This is a genomic window from Streptomyces sp. NPDC057565 (assembly GCF_042801455.1).
GTDB lineage: Bacteria > Actinomycetota > Actinomycetes > Streptomycetales > Streptomycetaceae > Streptomyces > Streptomyces yanii.
In genome coordinates this window covers 278,761-293,791 of record NZ_JBHVFU010000003.1, presented here as the reverse complement: position 1 = coordinate 293,791, position 15,031 = coordinate 278,761, and the positions used below count along the sequence as shown (strand labels likewise).

12 protein-coding genes are annotated in these 15,031 nt (G+C 68.5%); 5 read left to right on the top strand and 7 right to left on the bottom strand.

Going from position 1 to position 15,031, the window contains the following annotated elements; all coding sequences use genetic code 11:
• Positions 1 to 164 precede the first annotated feature (164 nt).
• Positions 165 to 566 carry a hypothetical protein gene (locus tag ACFU8W_RS08555; protein WP_345515641.1) on the top strand — a complete coding sequence of 134 codons (402 nt, stop codon included), beginning with the start codon at positions 165 to 167 and terminating at the stop codon, positions 564 to 566.
• Positions 567 to 641: 75 nt separating this feature from the next.
• Here the strand turns inward: ACFU8W_RS08555 and ACFU8W_RS08550 are convergent, their stop codons facing one another.
• The 4 genes from ACFU8W_RS08550 to coxB all read right to left on the bottom strand — a co-directional run bounded on the left by ACFU8W_RS08550 (position 642) and on the right by coxB (position 5,116).
• Positions 642 to 1,898 carry an Ig-like domain-containing protein gene (locus tag ACFU8W_RS08550; protein ID WP_384033637.1) on the bottom strand — a complete coding sequence of 419 codons (1,257 nt, stop codon included), beginning with the start codon at positions 1,896 to 1,898 and terminating at the stop codon, positions 642 to 644.
• Positions 1,899 to 2,025: 127 nt separating this feature from the next.
• Complete coding sequence (locus ACFU8W_RS08545) at positions 2,026 to 2,424, bottom strand: cytochrome c oxidase subunit 4 (protein WP_345515638.1); 399 nt, start codon at positions 2,422 to 2,424, stop codon at positions 2,026 to 2,028.
• The gene (gene ctaD, locus ACFU8W_RS08540; RefSeq protein WP_384033633.1) at positions 2,421 to 4,157 is read right to left on the bottom strand and encodes a cytochrome c oxidase subunit I; all 1,737 of its coding nucleotides are present in this window, start codon (positions 4,155 to 4,157) and stop codon (positions 2,421 to 2,423) included. The genes ACFU8W_RS08545 and ctaD overlap by 4 nt, the downstream gene beginning before the upstream one ends.
• Positions 4,154 to 5,116 carry a cytochrome c oxidase subunit II gene (coxB, locus tag ACFU8W_RS08535; RefSeq protein WP_345515636.1) on the bottom strand — a complete coding sequence of 321 codons (963 nt, stop codon included), beginning with the start codon at positions 5,114 to 5,116 and terminating at the stop codon, positions 4,154 to 4,156. Before coxB ends, ctaD begins: the two co-directional genes overlap by 4 nt.
• A gap of 269 nt (positions 5,117 to 5,385) precedes the next feature.
• On the opposite strand from coxB, the gene ACFU8W_RS08530 reads away from it, so the two are divergent.
• Entirely contained in the window at positions 5,386 to 6,768 is a 1,383-nt protein-coding gene (locus ACFU8W_RS08530) for a cysteine desulfurase/sulfurtransferase TusA family protein (protein ID WP_384033629.1), read from the top strand.
• Between the two features lie 10 nt (positions 6,769 to 6,778).
• Here the strand turns inward: ACFU8W_RS08530 and ACFU8W_RS08525 are convergent, their stop codons facing one another.
• Entirely contained in the window at positions 6,779 to 7,753 is a 975-nt protein-coding gene (locus ACFU8W_RS08525; RefSeq protein WP_384033626.1) for a carbohydrate kinase family protein, read from the bottom strand.
• 160 nt (positions 7,754 to 7,913) lie between these two features.
• Here ACFU8W_RS08525 and ACFU8W_RS08520 point away from each other — a divergent pair, with 160 nt between their 5' ends.
• Both ACFU8W_RS08520 and ACFU8W_RS08515 read left to right on the top strand, forming a co-directional pair.
• Positions 7,914 to 8,111 (top strand): hypothetical protein, encoded by a 198-nt coding sequence (locus tag ACFU8W_RS08520; protein ID WP_345515633.1) that lies wholly within the window; start codon positions 7,914 to 7,916, stop codon positions 8,109 to 8,111.
• Between the two features lie 139 nt (positions 8,112 to 8,250).
• Positions 8,251 to 9,702 (top strand): hypothetical protein, encoded by a 1,452-nt coding sequence (locus ACFU8W_RS08515; protein WP_384033623.1) that lies wholly within the window; start codon positions 8,251 to 8,253, stop codon positions 9,700 to 9,702.
• A gap of 169 nt (positions 9,703 to 9,871) precedes the next feature.
• Here the strand turns inward: ACFU8W_RS08515 and ACFU8W_RS08510 are convergent, their stop codons facing one another.
• Entirely contained in the window at positions 9,872 to 10,228 is a 357-nt protein-coding gene (locus ACFU8W_RS08510; RefSeq protein WP_030933606.1) for an iron-sulfur cluster assembly accessory protein, read from the bottom strand.
• A gap of 284 nt (positions 10,229 to 10,512) precedes the next feature.
• On the opposite strand from ACFU8W_RS08510, the gene nadA reads away from it, so the two are divergent.
• A complete protein-coding gene (gene nadA / locus ACFU8W_RS08505; protein ID WP_345515631.1) occupies positions 10,513 to 11,709 on the top strand; it encodes a quinolinate synthase NadA in 1,197 nt (398 codons plus the stop codon).
• A gap of 124 nt (positions 11,710 to 11,833) precedes the next feature.
• On the opposite strand, the gene ACFU8W_RS08500 is transcribed toward nadA, so the two are convergent.
• Positions 11,834 to 14,989, bottom strand: a complete 3,156-nt coding sequence (locus ACFU8W_RS08500; RefSeq protein WP_384033619.1) for an efflux RND transporter permease subunit — start codon at positions 14,987 to 14,989, stop codon at positions 11,834 to 11,836.
• Positions 14,990 to 15,031 lie beyond the last annotated feature (42 nt).

The window sequence follows — 15,031 nt, the reverse complement described above, 5'->3', positions numbered from 1 at the left end:
TCACTCCGGGGGGTGCCGTTCGGTGTGTCAGCAGGGTGTGTCCTCCCCGAACGGCCCATCGAATCGGCGTCATTACCGGTGCTGACAGGCTGTCCGTCGGAGTACGATCCGCGCATCGGTTCATGCCCCGAGAGCCCCGAAGACACAGATGTCACGGAGGAACAATGCAGCCGACCGCCACGGTCCTGGTCTACAGCGACGACGCCAACACCCGTGAGCAGGTGAGGCTGGCCGCCGGTCGGAGGCCTGCGGCGGACGTGCCACCGCTGGAGTTCGTGGAGTGCGCCACCCTGCCCGCCGTCCTGACCGCTCTGGACAACGGCGGCATCGACGTGTGCGTGCTGGACGGCGAGACGGCCCCGGCGGGCGGCATGGGCGTCTGCCGGCAGATCAAGGACGAGGTCTTCCACTGTCCGCCGGTGCTGTTGCTGATCGGGCGCCCTCAGGACGCCTGGCTGGCCACCTGGAGCCGTGCGGACGCCGCGGTGACCCTTCCGGTCGAGCCGGTCGAGTTCGCCGACACCCTGGCCGCTCTGCTGCGCAACAGGCTCTGCGCAGACGCCTGACCGGCCCGGGATCCGCCGCGGTCGCATCCGCGGCCCTTCATGTCCCTCCGAGGGGCAGCGCACTCCCCCGGCCGGTCAGACCTCGGGGCGCAGGCGCGCCGCCTGGATCGTGTCCGCGCGGTCCGGCGTGGCGTTGTTCTGCAGGGCGCTGCCCTTCTGCCAGTTGGCCCAGGAAAGGTTCCAGTCGCCGTAGCCGTTGTCGAACGGCGTCATCGTCGCGCCCTGGCTGCCGACGACCTTGACGATGTCGCCCTCGCGCACGGTGTTGAAGAACCACTCGGCCTCGCCGGTGCTCATGCCCGTGCAGCCGTGGCTGACGTTCGCGAGCCCCTGCGAGCCGACGGACCAGGGGGCCGCGTGCACGTACTCGCCGCTCCAGGTGACGCGGGTCGCGTAGTAGACCTGCAGGTCGTACGAGTCGGATGAGCCTGCCGCGATGCCGATCGTCTCCCCGCGCATGCGTACGGAGTACTCCTTGCTCAGCACGACCTTGACGCCGTTGCGGGTGTCGAAGCCGGGCCTGCCGGTGGTCACCGGAATGGTCTTGATCACTCGTCCGTTGCGCTTGACCGACATGGTGTGCGCGGCGGCATCGGTGATGGCCTCTATGCGGTCACCGGTGGTGATCTTCAACGCCTTCGCGGGAGCCCCGTACAGCGCCTTGGTGACCTTGATGCCCGCCATGGTGCTGGTGGCCTCGATGGTGGCCCTGGCGGGCCAGTACTCCTGCGGACGGTAGTGCAGGGTCTTGTCGTCGACCCAGTACCAGGAGCCCGTCACGGAGGGCGTGGACCGGACCTTCAGGGAGCGTTCCACGGTGGCCCTGGCGGCCTTGTCCTTGACCGGAGCGCTGAGTACCGCCGTAATGGGCTGTCCGACGCCGTAGGTGCCTGCCTGCGGGCCGAAGGCGACCTTCAGGAACTTCTTCGCCGGGGCCGTCTCGAAAGCGAGCGTACGGGCGCCCGGGGCGCCGTCCTCGTCCTCGACGCTGACCTTGACGGTATATCGGGTGCCCGCGGCGAGCGGGACGGTCGAGTGCCAGCGGCTCCCGTCGGCGGCGAGTTCACCCGCGAGATGGTGTCCGGCCGTGTCCACGGCCGTCACGTCCGTGATCCGGCCGTCGTCACCCGTGGCGGTGACTTCGAGGGGCTTGTCGGGATCGGCCTTCTTGCCGCCCTCCGGGGTGTTGAAGGAGATCTCGTCCGCCGCGTCGTACGGCTGCGCGGACAGCGGATGACCATCGGGCCCCCCACAGGCGGTCGCCCCTGCAACCAGGGTCACGACCACCAGTGTGCAACTCGCTACGGGTCGGAAGCGCGGCGTGAGGTTCATGAACCCACGCTAAGAAGATTCATCCGTTTCAGCGCGCCGGGTGACTGCAAACGGGGGGCCCGCACTTCTCGTGGAGGAGAAGTGCGGGCCCCCCGTCAGGTGGAGCGGTGTCACCCGTGGAGCGGTGTCACTGGGTGCGGTTCTCGCCGCGGTAGTACTCGAAGACCCAGCCGAACAGGCCGATCATGATGATCGGGGCCGAGAAGTAGAGCAGCCACCATCCGAAGATGATTCCCAGGAAGGCGAGGGAGCCACCGATGGCCAGTGAGAGCGGCTGCCAGCTGTGCGGGGAGAAGAACCCCACCTCGCCGGCCTCGTCCGCGACATCGGCTTCCTTGTTGTCCTGAGCCATCGCGTCGACGCGCTGCGCCGTGAAGGCCAGGTAGAAGCCGATCATGACGCTCAGACCGAAGGCCAGGACGAGCGCGGTGGTACCGGCCGGCTCCTTCGACCACACGCCATAGGTGATTGCCATGGCGAGGATGAAGATGCTCAGCCAGAGGAACATCTTGCCCTGGATCTTCACTTGCCGGCCTCCTTGCCACCAGCGAGGGCCTTGTCACCCTCGGAGTGGTGCTCCAGCTGTTCGAGCGCCGCGATCTCCGGGTGGTGCAGGTCGAACGCCGGGGATTCGGAGCGGATCCTCGGCAGGGTGAGGAAGTTGTGCCGCGGGGGCGGGCAGGAGGTCGCCCACTCCAGCGAACGGCCGTAGCCCCACGGGTCGTCGACCTCGATCTTCTTGCCGTACTTGGCGGTCTTCCACACGTTGTAGAAGAACGGCAGCATCGACAGTCCGAGGAGGAACGAGGAGATCGTCGAGATCGTGTTCAGCAGGGTGAAGCCGTCGGCGGCGAGGTAGTCCGCGTAACGACGCGGCATGCCCTCGGCACCGAGCCAGTGCTGCACCAGGAACGTGCCGTGGAAGCCCACGAACAGCGTCCAGAACGTGATCTTGCCGAGCCGCTCGTCCAGCATCTTGCCGGTGAACTTCGGCCACCAGAAGTGGAATCCGGAGAACATCGCGAAGACCACGGTGCCGAAGATGACGTAGTGGAAGTGCGCGACGACGAAGTACGAGTCCGAGACGTGGAAGTCCATCGGCGGCGAGGCCAGGATGACGCCGGTCAGACCACCGAAGGTGAAGGTGATCAGGAAGCCGACGGCCCAGAGCATCGGTGTCTCGAAGGACAACGATCCCTTCCACATCGTGCCGATCCAGTTGAAGAACTTCACACCGGTCGGTACCGCGATGAGGAACGTCATGAACGAGAAGAACGGCAACAGCACACCGCCGGTGACGTACATGTGGTGCGCCCACACGGTCACGGACAGGCCCGCGATGGCGATCGTGGCACTGATGAGGCCGATGTAGCCGAACATCGGCTTCCGGCTGAACACCGGAATCACTTCGGAAATGATTCCGAAGAATGGCAAGGCGATGATGTACACCTCTGGATGGCCGAAGAACCAGAAGAGGTGTTGCCAGAGCAGCGCGCCGCCATTGGCCGCGTCGAACACGTGCGCACCGAACTTGCGGTCCGCCTCCAGCGCGAAGAGCGCGGCGGCGAGCACCGGGAAGGCCAGCAGGACCAGCACACCGGTCAGCAGGACGTTCCACACGAAGATCGGCATCCGGAACATCGTCATGCCGGGTGCGCGCATGCAGATGATCGTGGTGATGAAGTTGACCGAACCGAGGATCGTGCCGAAGCCGGAGAAGGCCAGACCCATGATCCACATGTCGGCGCCGACACCCGGCGAACGGACGGCGTCCGAGAGCGGGGAGTAGGCGAACCAGCCGAAGTCGGCCGCACCCTGCGGGGTGAGGAAGCCGGCCACCGCGATGATCGAGCCGAAGAGGTACAGCCAGTACGCGAACATGTTCAGCCGCGGGAACGCCACGTCGGGCGCGCCGATCTGCAGCGGCATGATCCAGTTCGCGAACCCGGCGAACAGCGGCGTCGCGAACATCAGCAGCATGATCGTGCCGTGCATCGTGAACGCCTGGTTGAACTGCTCGTTCGACATGATCTGCGTGCCGGGACGGGCCAGCTCGGCGCGCATGAAGAGCGCGAGCAGACCGCCGATGCAGAAGAACACGAACGATGTGACCAGGTACATCGTGCCGATCGTCTTGTGGTCAGTGGTGGTCAACCACTTGACGACGACGTTTCCCGGCTGCTTCAGCCGGACCGGCAGCTCGTCCTCGTACGAGTCGTCTGCTGCCGCGGCACCCTGAGGTTCGTTGAGGATGCTCACAGTTTGTTCGTCTCCGCATTCCTGGCCGGGTTCGTCTGCTCGATACCGGCCGGCACGTAGCCCGTCTGGCCCTTCTTGGCCAGCTCCTTGAGGTGCGCCTGGTAGCGCTCCGGGGAGACGACCTTGACGTTGAAGAGCATCCGGGAGTGGTCGACGCCGCAGAGCTCGGCGCACTTGCCCATGAAGGTGCCCTCCTGGTTGGGAGTCACCTCGAAGGAGTTGGTGTGGCCCGGAATGACGTCCTGCTTCATGAGGAACGGCACCACCCAGAAGGAGTGGATGACGTCACGCGAAGTCAGAACGAAGCGGACCTTCTCGCCCTTCGGCAGCCACAGGGTCGGGCCCGGGTTGCCGTTCTGCGGGTTCCGGGTGCCCGGGATGCCGACGTCGTAGACGCCTTCCGCACCCTTGGGGAAGTCCTTCCGGAACCGGTCGGGGATGGCGTCGAGCTCCTTGGGGATCTCGTTGCCCGTGGCGGTCGAGCCGTCCACGTTCTCGATGTAGTTGAAGCCCCAGCTCCACTGGAAGCCGACCACGTTGATGGTGTGGGCGGGCTTCGGGGAGAGCGAGAGGAGCTTCGATTCATCGCGCGCGGTGAAGTAGAACAACACCGAGACGATGATGAGAGGGACCACGGTGTACAGCGCCTCGATGGGCATGTTGTACCGGGTCTGCGGAGGTACCTCGACCTTGGTGCGGCTGCGCCGGTGGAAGATGACACTCCACAGGATCAGGCCCCAGACCAGCACACCCGTGGCGAGCGCTGCCGCCCACGAGCCCTGCCAGAGGGAAAGGATCCGTGGTGCCTCTTCCGTTACCGGCGTGGGCATACCAAGGCGGGGAAAGTCCTTGTATGTGCAACCGGTGGCGGTCGCCAGGATCAGGCCCGCAGTCAGCACCTGCGGCAGCTTCCGCCGCATCGGGCGCCGCGACGAGCGGTCGGAGCCGTTGGGACTCACGTAGCGCCTTCCCGAGAGTCTCGCCCGCGCGTTCGGCGCGGCCGTCTCTCTGGTCGGTCGCCGCCCTGACGCGGGCAGGGGTTTGGATGTTTATGCGGACCAAACCCTACTGGACGCCATTTGGGGTCGCGCGGGGAGGGTGCCCAACGCGCCGCCCGACACCCCGAAGGGGTGGAATCCGGGCCTCCGGCCGCCATCTGACGGGCCCTCTCCTCGCTGCGTGAGCGGCCCGTCCCGAGGCGGCGGCGGGTGCGAGCTAGCGTGGACATGTGCCCTACTTCGATGCCGCATCCTCCGCACCCCTGCACCCCGTGGCCCGCCAGGCGCTGCTGGCCGCACTGGACGAGGGCTGGTCCGACCCGGCCCGCCTCTACCGGGAGGGGCGGCGGGCCCGGCTGCTGCTGGACGCGGCCCGGGAGGCGGCCGCGGAGGCGGTGGGGTGCCGCCCGGACGAGCTGACCTTCACCTCGTCGGGAACCCGGGCGGTGCACTCAGGAATTTCCGGGGCCCTCGCCGGGCGTCGGCGTGTCGGCCGCCATCTGGTGGTCTCGGCGGTCGAACACTCGTCGGTGCTCCATTCGGCCGCCGCCCATGAGGCTCGGGGCGGGACGTTCGCCGAGGTGCCGGTGGACCGGGCGGGGACGGTGAGCGCGGCGGCGTACGGAGAGGCCCTGCGCGAGGACACCGCACTGGCCTGCCTGCAGTCCGCCAACCACGAGGTCGGTACGGAGCAGCCGGTGGCCGAGGTCGCAGAGGCCTGCCGGGCGGCGGGCGTGCCGCTGCTGGTGGACGCCGCCCAGTCGCTGGGCTGGGGTCCGGTGCCGGGCGGCTGGTCGCTGCTGACGGCCAGTGCCCACAAGTGGGGCGGACCCTCGGGGGTGGGGCTGCTCGCCGTACGCAAGGGGGTCCGGTTCGCACCCCAAGGCGCGGCGGACGAACGGGAGTCGGGGCGGGCCGCCGGCTTCGAGAACATCCCGGCCGTCGTGGCGGCGGCGGCGTCGTTGCGGGCCGTCCGGGCCGAGGCGGCGGTGGAGTCCGTACGGCTGCGGGCGCTGGTGGACCGGATTCGAGCCACGGTGGCGTCGGTCGTGCCGGATGTGGAGGTGGTCGGCGATCCGGTGCGGCGGCTGCCGCACCTGGTGACCTTCTCCTGTCTCTATATCGACGGGGAGACACTCCTCCACGAACTGGACCGGGAGGGATTTTCCGTCTCGTCCGGTTCGTCCTGCACGAGCAGCACACTCACACCGAGCCATGTACTGAAGGCGATGGGAGTGCTGTCGGAGGGCAACGTCCGGGTGTCCCTGCCGGCCGGCACCACGCAGGAGGACGTCGACCGCTTCCTCGGGGTGCTGCCGGGGGTGGTGGCAGGGGTACGGGAACGGCTGGGCGCGCCCGCCTCGCCCGCCCCCTCCCCCACGACGACCGCGTCCCTGGTGGTCGATGCGCTGGGGAGGCGGTGCCCGATCCCGGTGATCGAGCTCGCCAAGGTGATCGGAGAGGTACCGGTCGGCGGGACGGTGACCGTGCTCTCCGACGACGAGGCCGCGCGGCTGGACATCCCGGCGTGGTGCGAGATGCGGGAGCAGGAGTACGTGGGTGAGGAGCCGGCGGACCGGGGCTCCGCCTATGTGGTCCGCCGGCTGTCGTAGCGTTCCCGGATCAGCGCAGGTGGGCGCGGACCTCGGCGGCGGCGTCGTGACCGTACGCCTTGGTGAAGCGGTCCATGAAGTGGGTGCGGCGCAGGGTGTACTCCTGGGTGCCGACCGTCTCGATGACCAGCGTGGCGAGCATGCAGCCGACCTGCGCGGCGCGCTCCAGGCCGACGCCCCAGGCGAGGCCGGAGAGGAAACCGGCGCGGAAGGCGTCACCGACGCCGGTCGGGTCCGCCTTCGTCTCCTCCTCCGGGCAGCCGACCTCGATGGTCTCCTGACCGGCCTGCTCGATCCGGACGCCGCGGGCCCCGAGCGTGGTGACGCGGTGGCCGACCCTGCCGAGGATCTCCTCGTCGGTCCAGCCGGTCTTGGACTCGATGAGCCCCTTCTCGTACTCGTTGGAGAAGAGGTACGTGGCGCCGTCGAGGAGGATCCGGATCTCGTCGCCGTCCATCCGCGCGATCTGCTGCGAGAAGTCGGCGGCGAACGCGATGCCCCGGGAACGGCACTCCTCGGTGTGGCGGAGCATCGCCTCCGGGTCGTCGGCGCCGATCGAGACGAGGTCGAGACCGCCGACGCGGTCGGCGACGGCCTTCAGCTCGATCAGCCGGGCCTCGCTCATCGCGCCCGTGTAGAAGGAGCCGATCTGGTTGTGGTCGGCGTCCGTCGTGCAGACGAAACGGGCGGTGTGCAGAACCTCGGAGATCCGCACCGAGCCGGTGTCGACGCCGTGCCGGTCGAGCCAGGCGCGGTACTCGTCGAAGTCGGAGCCCGCGGCGCCGACCAGGATCGGGTCGGTACCGAGCATGCCCATGCCGAAGCAGATGTTGGCGGCGACACCGCCCCGGCGCACATCGAGGTTGTCGACCAGGAAGGAGAGCGAGACCGTGTGCAGCTGATCGGCGACCAGCTGGTCGGCGAAACGGCCGGGGAAGGTCATGAGGTGATCGGTGGCGATGGAGCCGGTGACTGCGATACGCACGGGGAGACTGCTCCTGCGGAGGTCGGGGGGAACGGGTGACTGCGTTCCCGGGACGGCGTGACAGTTCACGCTACCCGTTCGCCGCACTCGCCCTGAAGGGGGAAAAACTACCCGATAGTAGGTCTTTTATCCTGAGGTCTGCGGTGCCTACGGTGCGGATATGCCGAACAACATCGCCCCGAGCGAGTCCGAGATCAGCCTGGCCGAGCTGCGCGGTGACTGCGCACGGATGGCTCCGCACTGGGTCGTACCCGCCAAGGCCGCCCCCACCCCTGTCGCGCCGTCCCTGATTCATGGCGTCACCGTTCCGGACGCGTCCGCACGGCTGATCGACGCGATGTCCGAGTACGGCGACTGACGGCCACAACCGCTCACTTCCGGCGGCCTCGGGGAACCGGGTGCCCCCCTGCTCCGTCCCACCGTTGTCCGCACTCGCGGGACAGGCGATGACCGTGCGACGGTCATGGTGACGGCAACGCAGCCGAAGGAGCGATCCGGTGAGCACCGAGCGACCCGACAACGACGTGACTGCCCCCCGACGACGGCGGTCGCCGCTGGCCGTGGCCTCGGTGGCGGCAGCGGTGCTGCTCGCCGGGGGCGGCAGTGCGTACTGGGCTGCCGCGGACGGCGGCAGCGGCAGCCGGGCGGGCAGCAGTGACCGCCCACCTCCCCAGCTCGCGCTCGACGCGCCCTCGCCGAGCCCGACGGCACCCCCGGAGGGTATCGCCCCGGGCGAGCCCGACCCCAGCGGCGACGGCGTGGTCTACCGCGCGTCCGGCAAGCTGCCCGACGGCCCGGCCAAGGCCGCCGTCCACCGGGCGAAGGGCACCGTCTCCGCCGCGGAGGTGACCCGGCTGGCGAAGGTTCTGGGCCTGGAGGGCACTCCGCGGACCGAGGGCACGGCATGGAAGGTGGGGTCCGACGGGGACGGCTCGGGTCCGGTCCTGCGGGTGAACAAGCAGGCGCCGGGCACCTGGTCCTTCGCCCGCTTCGGTTCCGGCGGAACGGACAACTGCCGGAGCACGACGGTGTGTGCGAGCAAGGACGTGGCACCGGGCGGCACGGGATCGCCGGTGAGCGAGAACGCCGCCAAGGCCGCCGCCGTGCCCGTGCTGAAGGCGGCGGGCCAGGACGATGCCGTCCTCGACGCGTCCCAACTCATGGGCTCGGTACGGGTGGTGAACGCGGACCCGGTGGTGGGCGGGCTGCCCACGTACGGCTGGGCAACCGGGATCCAGGTGGGATCCGACGGTCAAGTGGTCGGCGGCAGCGGCCAGTTGAAGAGCCTGGAGAAAGGTGCGGAGTACCCGGTGATCAGCGCGGAGGATGCGCTGAAGCAGCTGAACAAGGCCGGCCGCGCGAACGCTTCGCGGAGCCACATCGGCGGGTGCGCCACCCCCGCACCACTGGAGAAGGACGAACCGAAGTCGTCGGCTGTCAGCTGCGGGACACGGACCGGAGCGGAGCGTGAGACGACGACCGTGACGGTGGACAAGGCGGTCTTCGGCCTTGCGATGCGGTACGTGGACGGGAAGCAGACACTCGTACCGTCATGGCTCTTCTCGGTGCATCCGGCAGCGGGCGGGACGGGCAACACGGTGGCGCAGGTCGCAGTGGACCCGGACTCGCTGGCGAAGCCTTCTTCAAAGCACCCGGGGTCGGGTTCGGGCACCGGGGACACGTCACGGTCCACGCACCAGCTGACCTCGTACACCGCGGACGGCCGGACGCTGAAGGTGACGTTCTGGGGCGGTGTGTGCAGTACGTACGCGGCGAGCGCGACCGAGAGCGCGGACGCGGTGCGGGTGACGATCATCGAGTCGACCCCGGACCCGAAGAAGGTCTGCATCATGATCGCCAAGGAGCTGACGCGGACGGTGACGCTGGACGCCCCGCTGGGCGACCGGAAGGTGCTCGACGCGGCGGGCGGCACGGTGCCGCGCGGCTAGTGGGCATCGCGAGCCGGTGAACCTTTCCGGTCACGGCACCAGGTGCACTCGGTCATGACGTCGGTGACGGTCGGCTGATCGGTGCCTGGCACGACCGAGGGCGGCGGCCCCCGGAATCCGGGGGACGCCGCCCTCTGCAGGCACTGCTGCCCGTTACCGCCTTCGCGACTTAGCTGAAGGAGTCACCGCAGGCGCAGGAGCCCGTGGCGTTCGGGTTGTCGATCGTGAAGCCCTGCTTCTCGATGGTGTCGACGAAGTCGATGGAGGCGCCACCCAGGTACGGAGCGCTCATCCGGTCGGTGACGACCTTGACGCCGTCGAAGTCCTTCACGACATCGCCGTCGAGCGAACGCTCGTCGAAGAAGAGCTGATAGCGCAGGCCCGAGCAGCCGCCGGGCTGGACGGCGACGCGCAGCGCCAGGTCGTCACGGCCTTCCTGCTCCAGCAGGCCCTTGACCTTGGCTGCGGCGGCGTCGGACAGGAGGATGCCGTCGCTCACGGTGGTGGTCTCGTCCGATACGGACATCTGCTTCTCTCCCGGGTTGTACGGACTGCTTGCCGACGTTGCAACCGTCGGGACCGCGGATTCATTCCGGGCCGAGCGCTTGCCTGTTCCTTTCATGCTCGCACACCCCTCCGGGAAGAGGTGCCGGGCGGGACAAGGACTCCTCTCACGACCCCGGAACAGCCCCCCGCCACCTCCAGAGGGAATTCGTCACATAGACGCTATCGGCATCGTCAAAGTGACGTGAACCGGATATGATAGATAATGTCAATTAGACGAAAAGGCTTATCTGCAGAGAAGAAAGGGTGCGTGACGTGACCACGGCCCACCCCGTCCAGGACCTCGATGTCCAGCCGACACCCCTCGCCCTGCTGCTGCTCGGCCGCGAGGCCGACCCGAAGAGTGAGCGCGGCGTCGAGTGCCCCGGCGATCTGCCCTCCCCGTCCGACCCGGACCTGGTGGAGCGCGCCCGCGCGGCCAAGGAGAAGCTCGGGGACAAGGTCTTCGTTCTCGGCCACCACTACCAGCGCGACGAGGTCATCCAGTTCGCGGACGTCACCGGCGACTCGTTCAAGCTCGCCCGTGACGCGGCCGCCCGGCCGGAAGCCGAGTACATCGTCTTCTGCGGCGTGCACTTCATGGCGGAGTCCGCGGACATCCTGACCACCGACGATCAGAAGGTCGTGCTGCCGGACCTGGCCGCCGGCTGCTCGATGGCCGACATGGCCACCGCCGAGCAGGTCGCCGAGTGCTGGGACGTACTGACCGAGGCCGGGGTCGCCGAGCAGGTCGTACCCGTCTCGTACATGAACTCCTCCGCCGACATCAAGGCCTTCACCGGCAGGCACGGCGGCACGATCTGCACCTCGTCCAATGCGAAGCGCGCCCTGGAGTGGGCCTTCGAACAGGGCGAGAAGGTCCTCTTCCTCCCCGACCAGCACCTGGGACGGAACACCGCGGTCCGCGACATGGGGATGACGTTGGAGGACTGCGTCCTCTACAACCCGCACAAGCCGAACGGCGGCCTCACCGCCGAGGAGCTGCGGAACGCGAAGATGATCCTGTGGCGCGGGCACTGCTCGGTGCACGGGCGCTTCTCGGTGGACTCCGTCAACGATGTGCGCGAGCGCATCCCGGGCGTCAATGTGCTGGTGCACCCCGAGTGCAAGCACGAGGTCGTGGCCGCGGCGGACTACGTCGGCTCGACGGAGTACATCATCAAGGCCCTGGAGGCGGCCCCGGCCGGCTCGAAGTGGGCGATCGGCACCGAGCTGAACCTGGTGCGCCGCCTGGCCAACCGGTTCGCCGCGGAGGACAAGGAGATCGTCTTCCTCGACAAGACGGTCTGCTTCTGCTCGACGATGAACCGGATCGACCTGCCGCACCTGGTGTGGGCGCTGGAGTCGCTGGCCGAGGGGAATCTGGTCAACCGGATCGAGGTCGACCCCGAGACGGAGAAGTACGCGAAGCTGGCGCTGGAGCGCATGCTGGCGCTCCCGTAGGCGCTACGGGTCTCTCCGGGCCTCCGCCCCCGCCTGGGGCCTCGGTCGCCCGTATGGACCCGGAAGGCCGGCGCACGAAGGCCCCGGCACCGTGAACGGTGCCGGGGCCTTCGTGTGCCGGATGTCAGGCCTTCGCAGGCTCCGGCTCCTCGGAGGTGATCTCCTCCGACTGGGCCGTGCCCGGAACGCCCGCCTTCTTCGCGCGCTTGATGGCCTTCTTCGTCGCGCGGCGCTCCTTGCGGAGCTCCACCATCGCGTAGAGCGTCGGCACCAGCAGCAGCGTCAGCAGCGTCGACGTGACCAGGCCGCCGATCACCACGACCGCGAGGGGCTGCGAGATGAAGCCGCCCTCGCCGGTGACGCCGAGCGCCATCGGGAGCAGGGCGAAGATCGTCGCGAGTGCCGTCATCAGGATCGGGCGGAGGCGATGGCGGCCGCCCTCGATGACTGCTTCGACGACGCCCAAGCCCTGCGTGCGGTACTGGTTGATCAGGTCGATCAGCACGATCGCGTTGGTCACCACGATGCCGATCAGCATCAGCATGCCGATCATCGCCGGGACGCCCATCGGGGTGCCGGTGACGACGAGGAGGCCGATGGCGCCGGTCGCCGCGAACGGGATGGAGACCAGCAGGATCAGCGGCTGGACCAGGGACCGGAAGGTCGCGACCAGCAGCATGAAGACGATCGCGATGGCCGCGAGCATGGCCAGGCCGAGCTTCATGAACGCGTCGTTCTGGTCCTGGGAGACGCCGCCGATGGTGGCGGTGGCGCCGTCCGGCAGGTCCAGGCCGTTGATCTTCGACTGGAGCGCGGCGCTCACCGCGCCGGTGTTGTCACCGGTGGGCTTGGCAGTGATTGTGGCGGCGCGCTGGCCGTCGATCCTCGTCATCGAGACCGGTCCGGGGACCAGCTTCACATCGGCGATCCGGCCGAGCTCGACCGGGCCGAGGGGAAGCTTCTTCAGCTCCTCCATCGTGGTGGCCGGGTGGGCGGACTTGATGACGACATCGCGCTCGGTGTCGTCCATGATCGCCTTGCCGGCCTGGGTGCCGCGCACCGCTCCGGCGACGGCCGCGCCGAGGGTGGCCTGGTTGAATCCGGCGGCCGCGGCCTTGGAGTTGGCCTTGACCGAGATGCGCGGAATGCTCTGCGCCAGGTCGCTCTGGACGTCGGTGACGTCCTTGAGTTCGGCGACCTCCGCCCGTACCTCCTCGGAGGCCTTCTTCAGAGTCGCGGCGTCCGCGGACTTGACCACGACGCTGAGGTCCTGGCTGCCGAAACCGTCGCCGGCGGCGATGGTGGTGTCACCGATGCCGTCGAGCTTGCCGAGGCCCTCGTCGATGCGCTTCTGGGTGGCGTCGAAGTCGGCCGAGTCCTTCAGGGTGACCTGGTAGGAGGCCTGGTTGGCGCCCGTACCGCCGCCGAAGGCCGCCATGAAGCCGGAGGAGCCGACGGTGACCTGGTAGTCCTTGACGCCCTTGTCCTCGTCGAGGAGCTTTTCGACCTTCTTGGCCGCCTCGTCGGCGGCCGCCAGGCTGGTGCCGGGGGCCAGCTCCTGCTTGATGGAGAGGACTTCCTGCTCGCCCTGGTCGAAGAAGTTGGTCTTGAGCAGCGGTGCCATGCCGAAGGTCCCGAAGAGCACGGCCACGGCGATGACGATGCTGGTGATGCGGCGCCGGGTCGCGAAGCGCAGCACCGGGACGTACAGCCGCTGGAGCCTGCTGCGGGCTTCCTTCTCCTCAGCCTTGCGGCGGGCCTCGTCCGGGTTCTCCGTGCTGCCCTTGGGTGCGCGCAGGAACCAGTACGACAGGACGGGAACCACGGTCAGCGAGACCAGCAGGGAGGCGAGCAGGGCCGCGGTGACGGTCAGGGAGAACGAGCCGAAGAGCTCGCCGACCATGCCGCCGACCAGACCGATCGGGAGGAAGACCGCGACCGTGGTGAGGGTCGAGGACGTGACCGCGCCGGCCACTTCCTTGACCGCTGTGATGATCGCGGACTGCCGCTCCTCGCCGTAGCCGAGGTGGCGCTTGATGTTCTCCAGGACCACGATCGAGTCGTCGACGACGCGGCCGATCGCGATGGTCAGCGCGCCGAGCGTCAGCATGTTGAGCGACAGGTCGCGGGTCCAGAGCACGATCAGTGCGAGAACCACGGAGAGCGGGATGGAGACCGCCGTGACCAGCGTCGAGCGGAGCGACGCGAGGAAGACCAGGATCACGATGACCGCGAAGAGCAGGCCGAGCGCGCCCTCGGTGGTCAGACCGGAGATCGCCTTGGAGACGGCGGGGCCCTGGTCGGAGACGACGGTCAGTTCGGCGCCGGCGCCGAGGTCCTTGCGAAGGTCCGGAAGCTTGTCCTTGACGGCGTCCGAGATGGCGACGGCGCTGCCGTCCTTGTCCATCGTGGCCATCACGGCGAGGCTCGGCTTGCCGTTGGTACGGGTGATGGAGACCGCGGTGGAGGGCTCCTGCTTCACCGTGGCGATGTCACCGATACGGACCGGCTTGCCGGGCTTGCCGGTGGCCGGGTCCTGACCGGCGACCTGCAGGTCCTCGATCTGCTGCAGGGAGGTGAAGGCCCCGCCGACCTGGACGGTGCGGCTCTTGCCCTGTTCCGAGAACGATCCGGCCGGGACCGTGGCGCCGCCCGCCTGGAGGGCCTGGGCGAGGGATCCGGCGTTCAGGCCGGCGGCCGCGAGCTCCTTGTCGTCGGGGGTGATGGAGACCTGGAGGTCCTGGACGCCGTCGACGGTGACCTGGCCGACACCGTCGATGTCCTCCAGAGCGGGGACCACGGTGCGGTCCAGCTGGTCGGCGAGCGCCTGCTGGTCCTTGTCGGAGGTGACGGCGAGGACGACGGTCGGGATGTCGTCCGTCGAGCCGGCGATGACCTGGGGGTCGACGTCGTCGGGCAGCTGGATGCGCGCGCGGTTGACCGCCTGCTGGATGTCGGCGACCAGCTGCTTGGTGCCTTCGTCGCCGAAGTCGAAGGTCGCCATGATGACGGCGTTGCCCTCGCTGGCGGTCGAGGTGACGCCGGTGACGCCGTCGACGGCCTTGATGGAGTTCTCGAGCGGTTCGACGACCTGCTTCTCGACCACGTCGGGGGACGCACCCTGGTAGGGGGCGAGCACCGAGACCATCGGGAGTTCGATGGTGGGCAGCAACTGCTGCTTGAGCTGCGGGATCGCGATCGCTCCGAAGACGAGCGCGACGATCGAGATCAGCCCGATCAGGGCCCTTTGCGCGAGGCTGAATCTGGACAGCCAGGACATGGGTGGGTCTCTCTTCTGTGGCGTACGCGGCAGGTGGGCGGG

Excerpts from the sequence above, each read along its gene's own strand:
- ACFU8W_RS08555 (WP_345515641.1), top strand. The coding sequence starts at position 165 with ATGCAGCCGACCGCCACGGTCCTGGTCTACAGCGACGACGCCAACACC.
- ACFU8W_RS08550 (WP_384033637.1), bottom strand. The coding sequence starts at position 1,898 with ATGAACCTCACGCCGCGCTTCCGACCCGTAGCGAGTTGCACACTGGTG.
- ACFU8W_RS08510 (WP_030933606.1), bottom strand. The coding sequence starts at position 10,228 with ATGTCCGTATCGGACGAGACCACCACCGTGAGCGACGGCATCCTCCTG.
- ACFU8W_RS08500 (WP_384033619.1), bottom strand. The coding sequence starts at position 14,989 with ATGTCCTGGCTGTCCAGATTCAGCCTCGCGCAAAGGGCCCTGATCGGG.
- ACFU8W_RS08520 (WP_345515633.1), top strand. The coding sequence starts at position 7,914 with ATGCCGAACAACATCGCCCCGAGCGAGTCCGAGATCAGCCTGGCCGAG.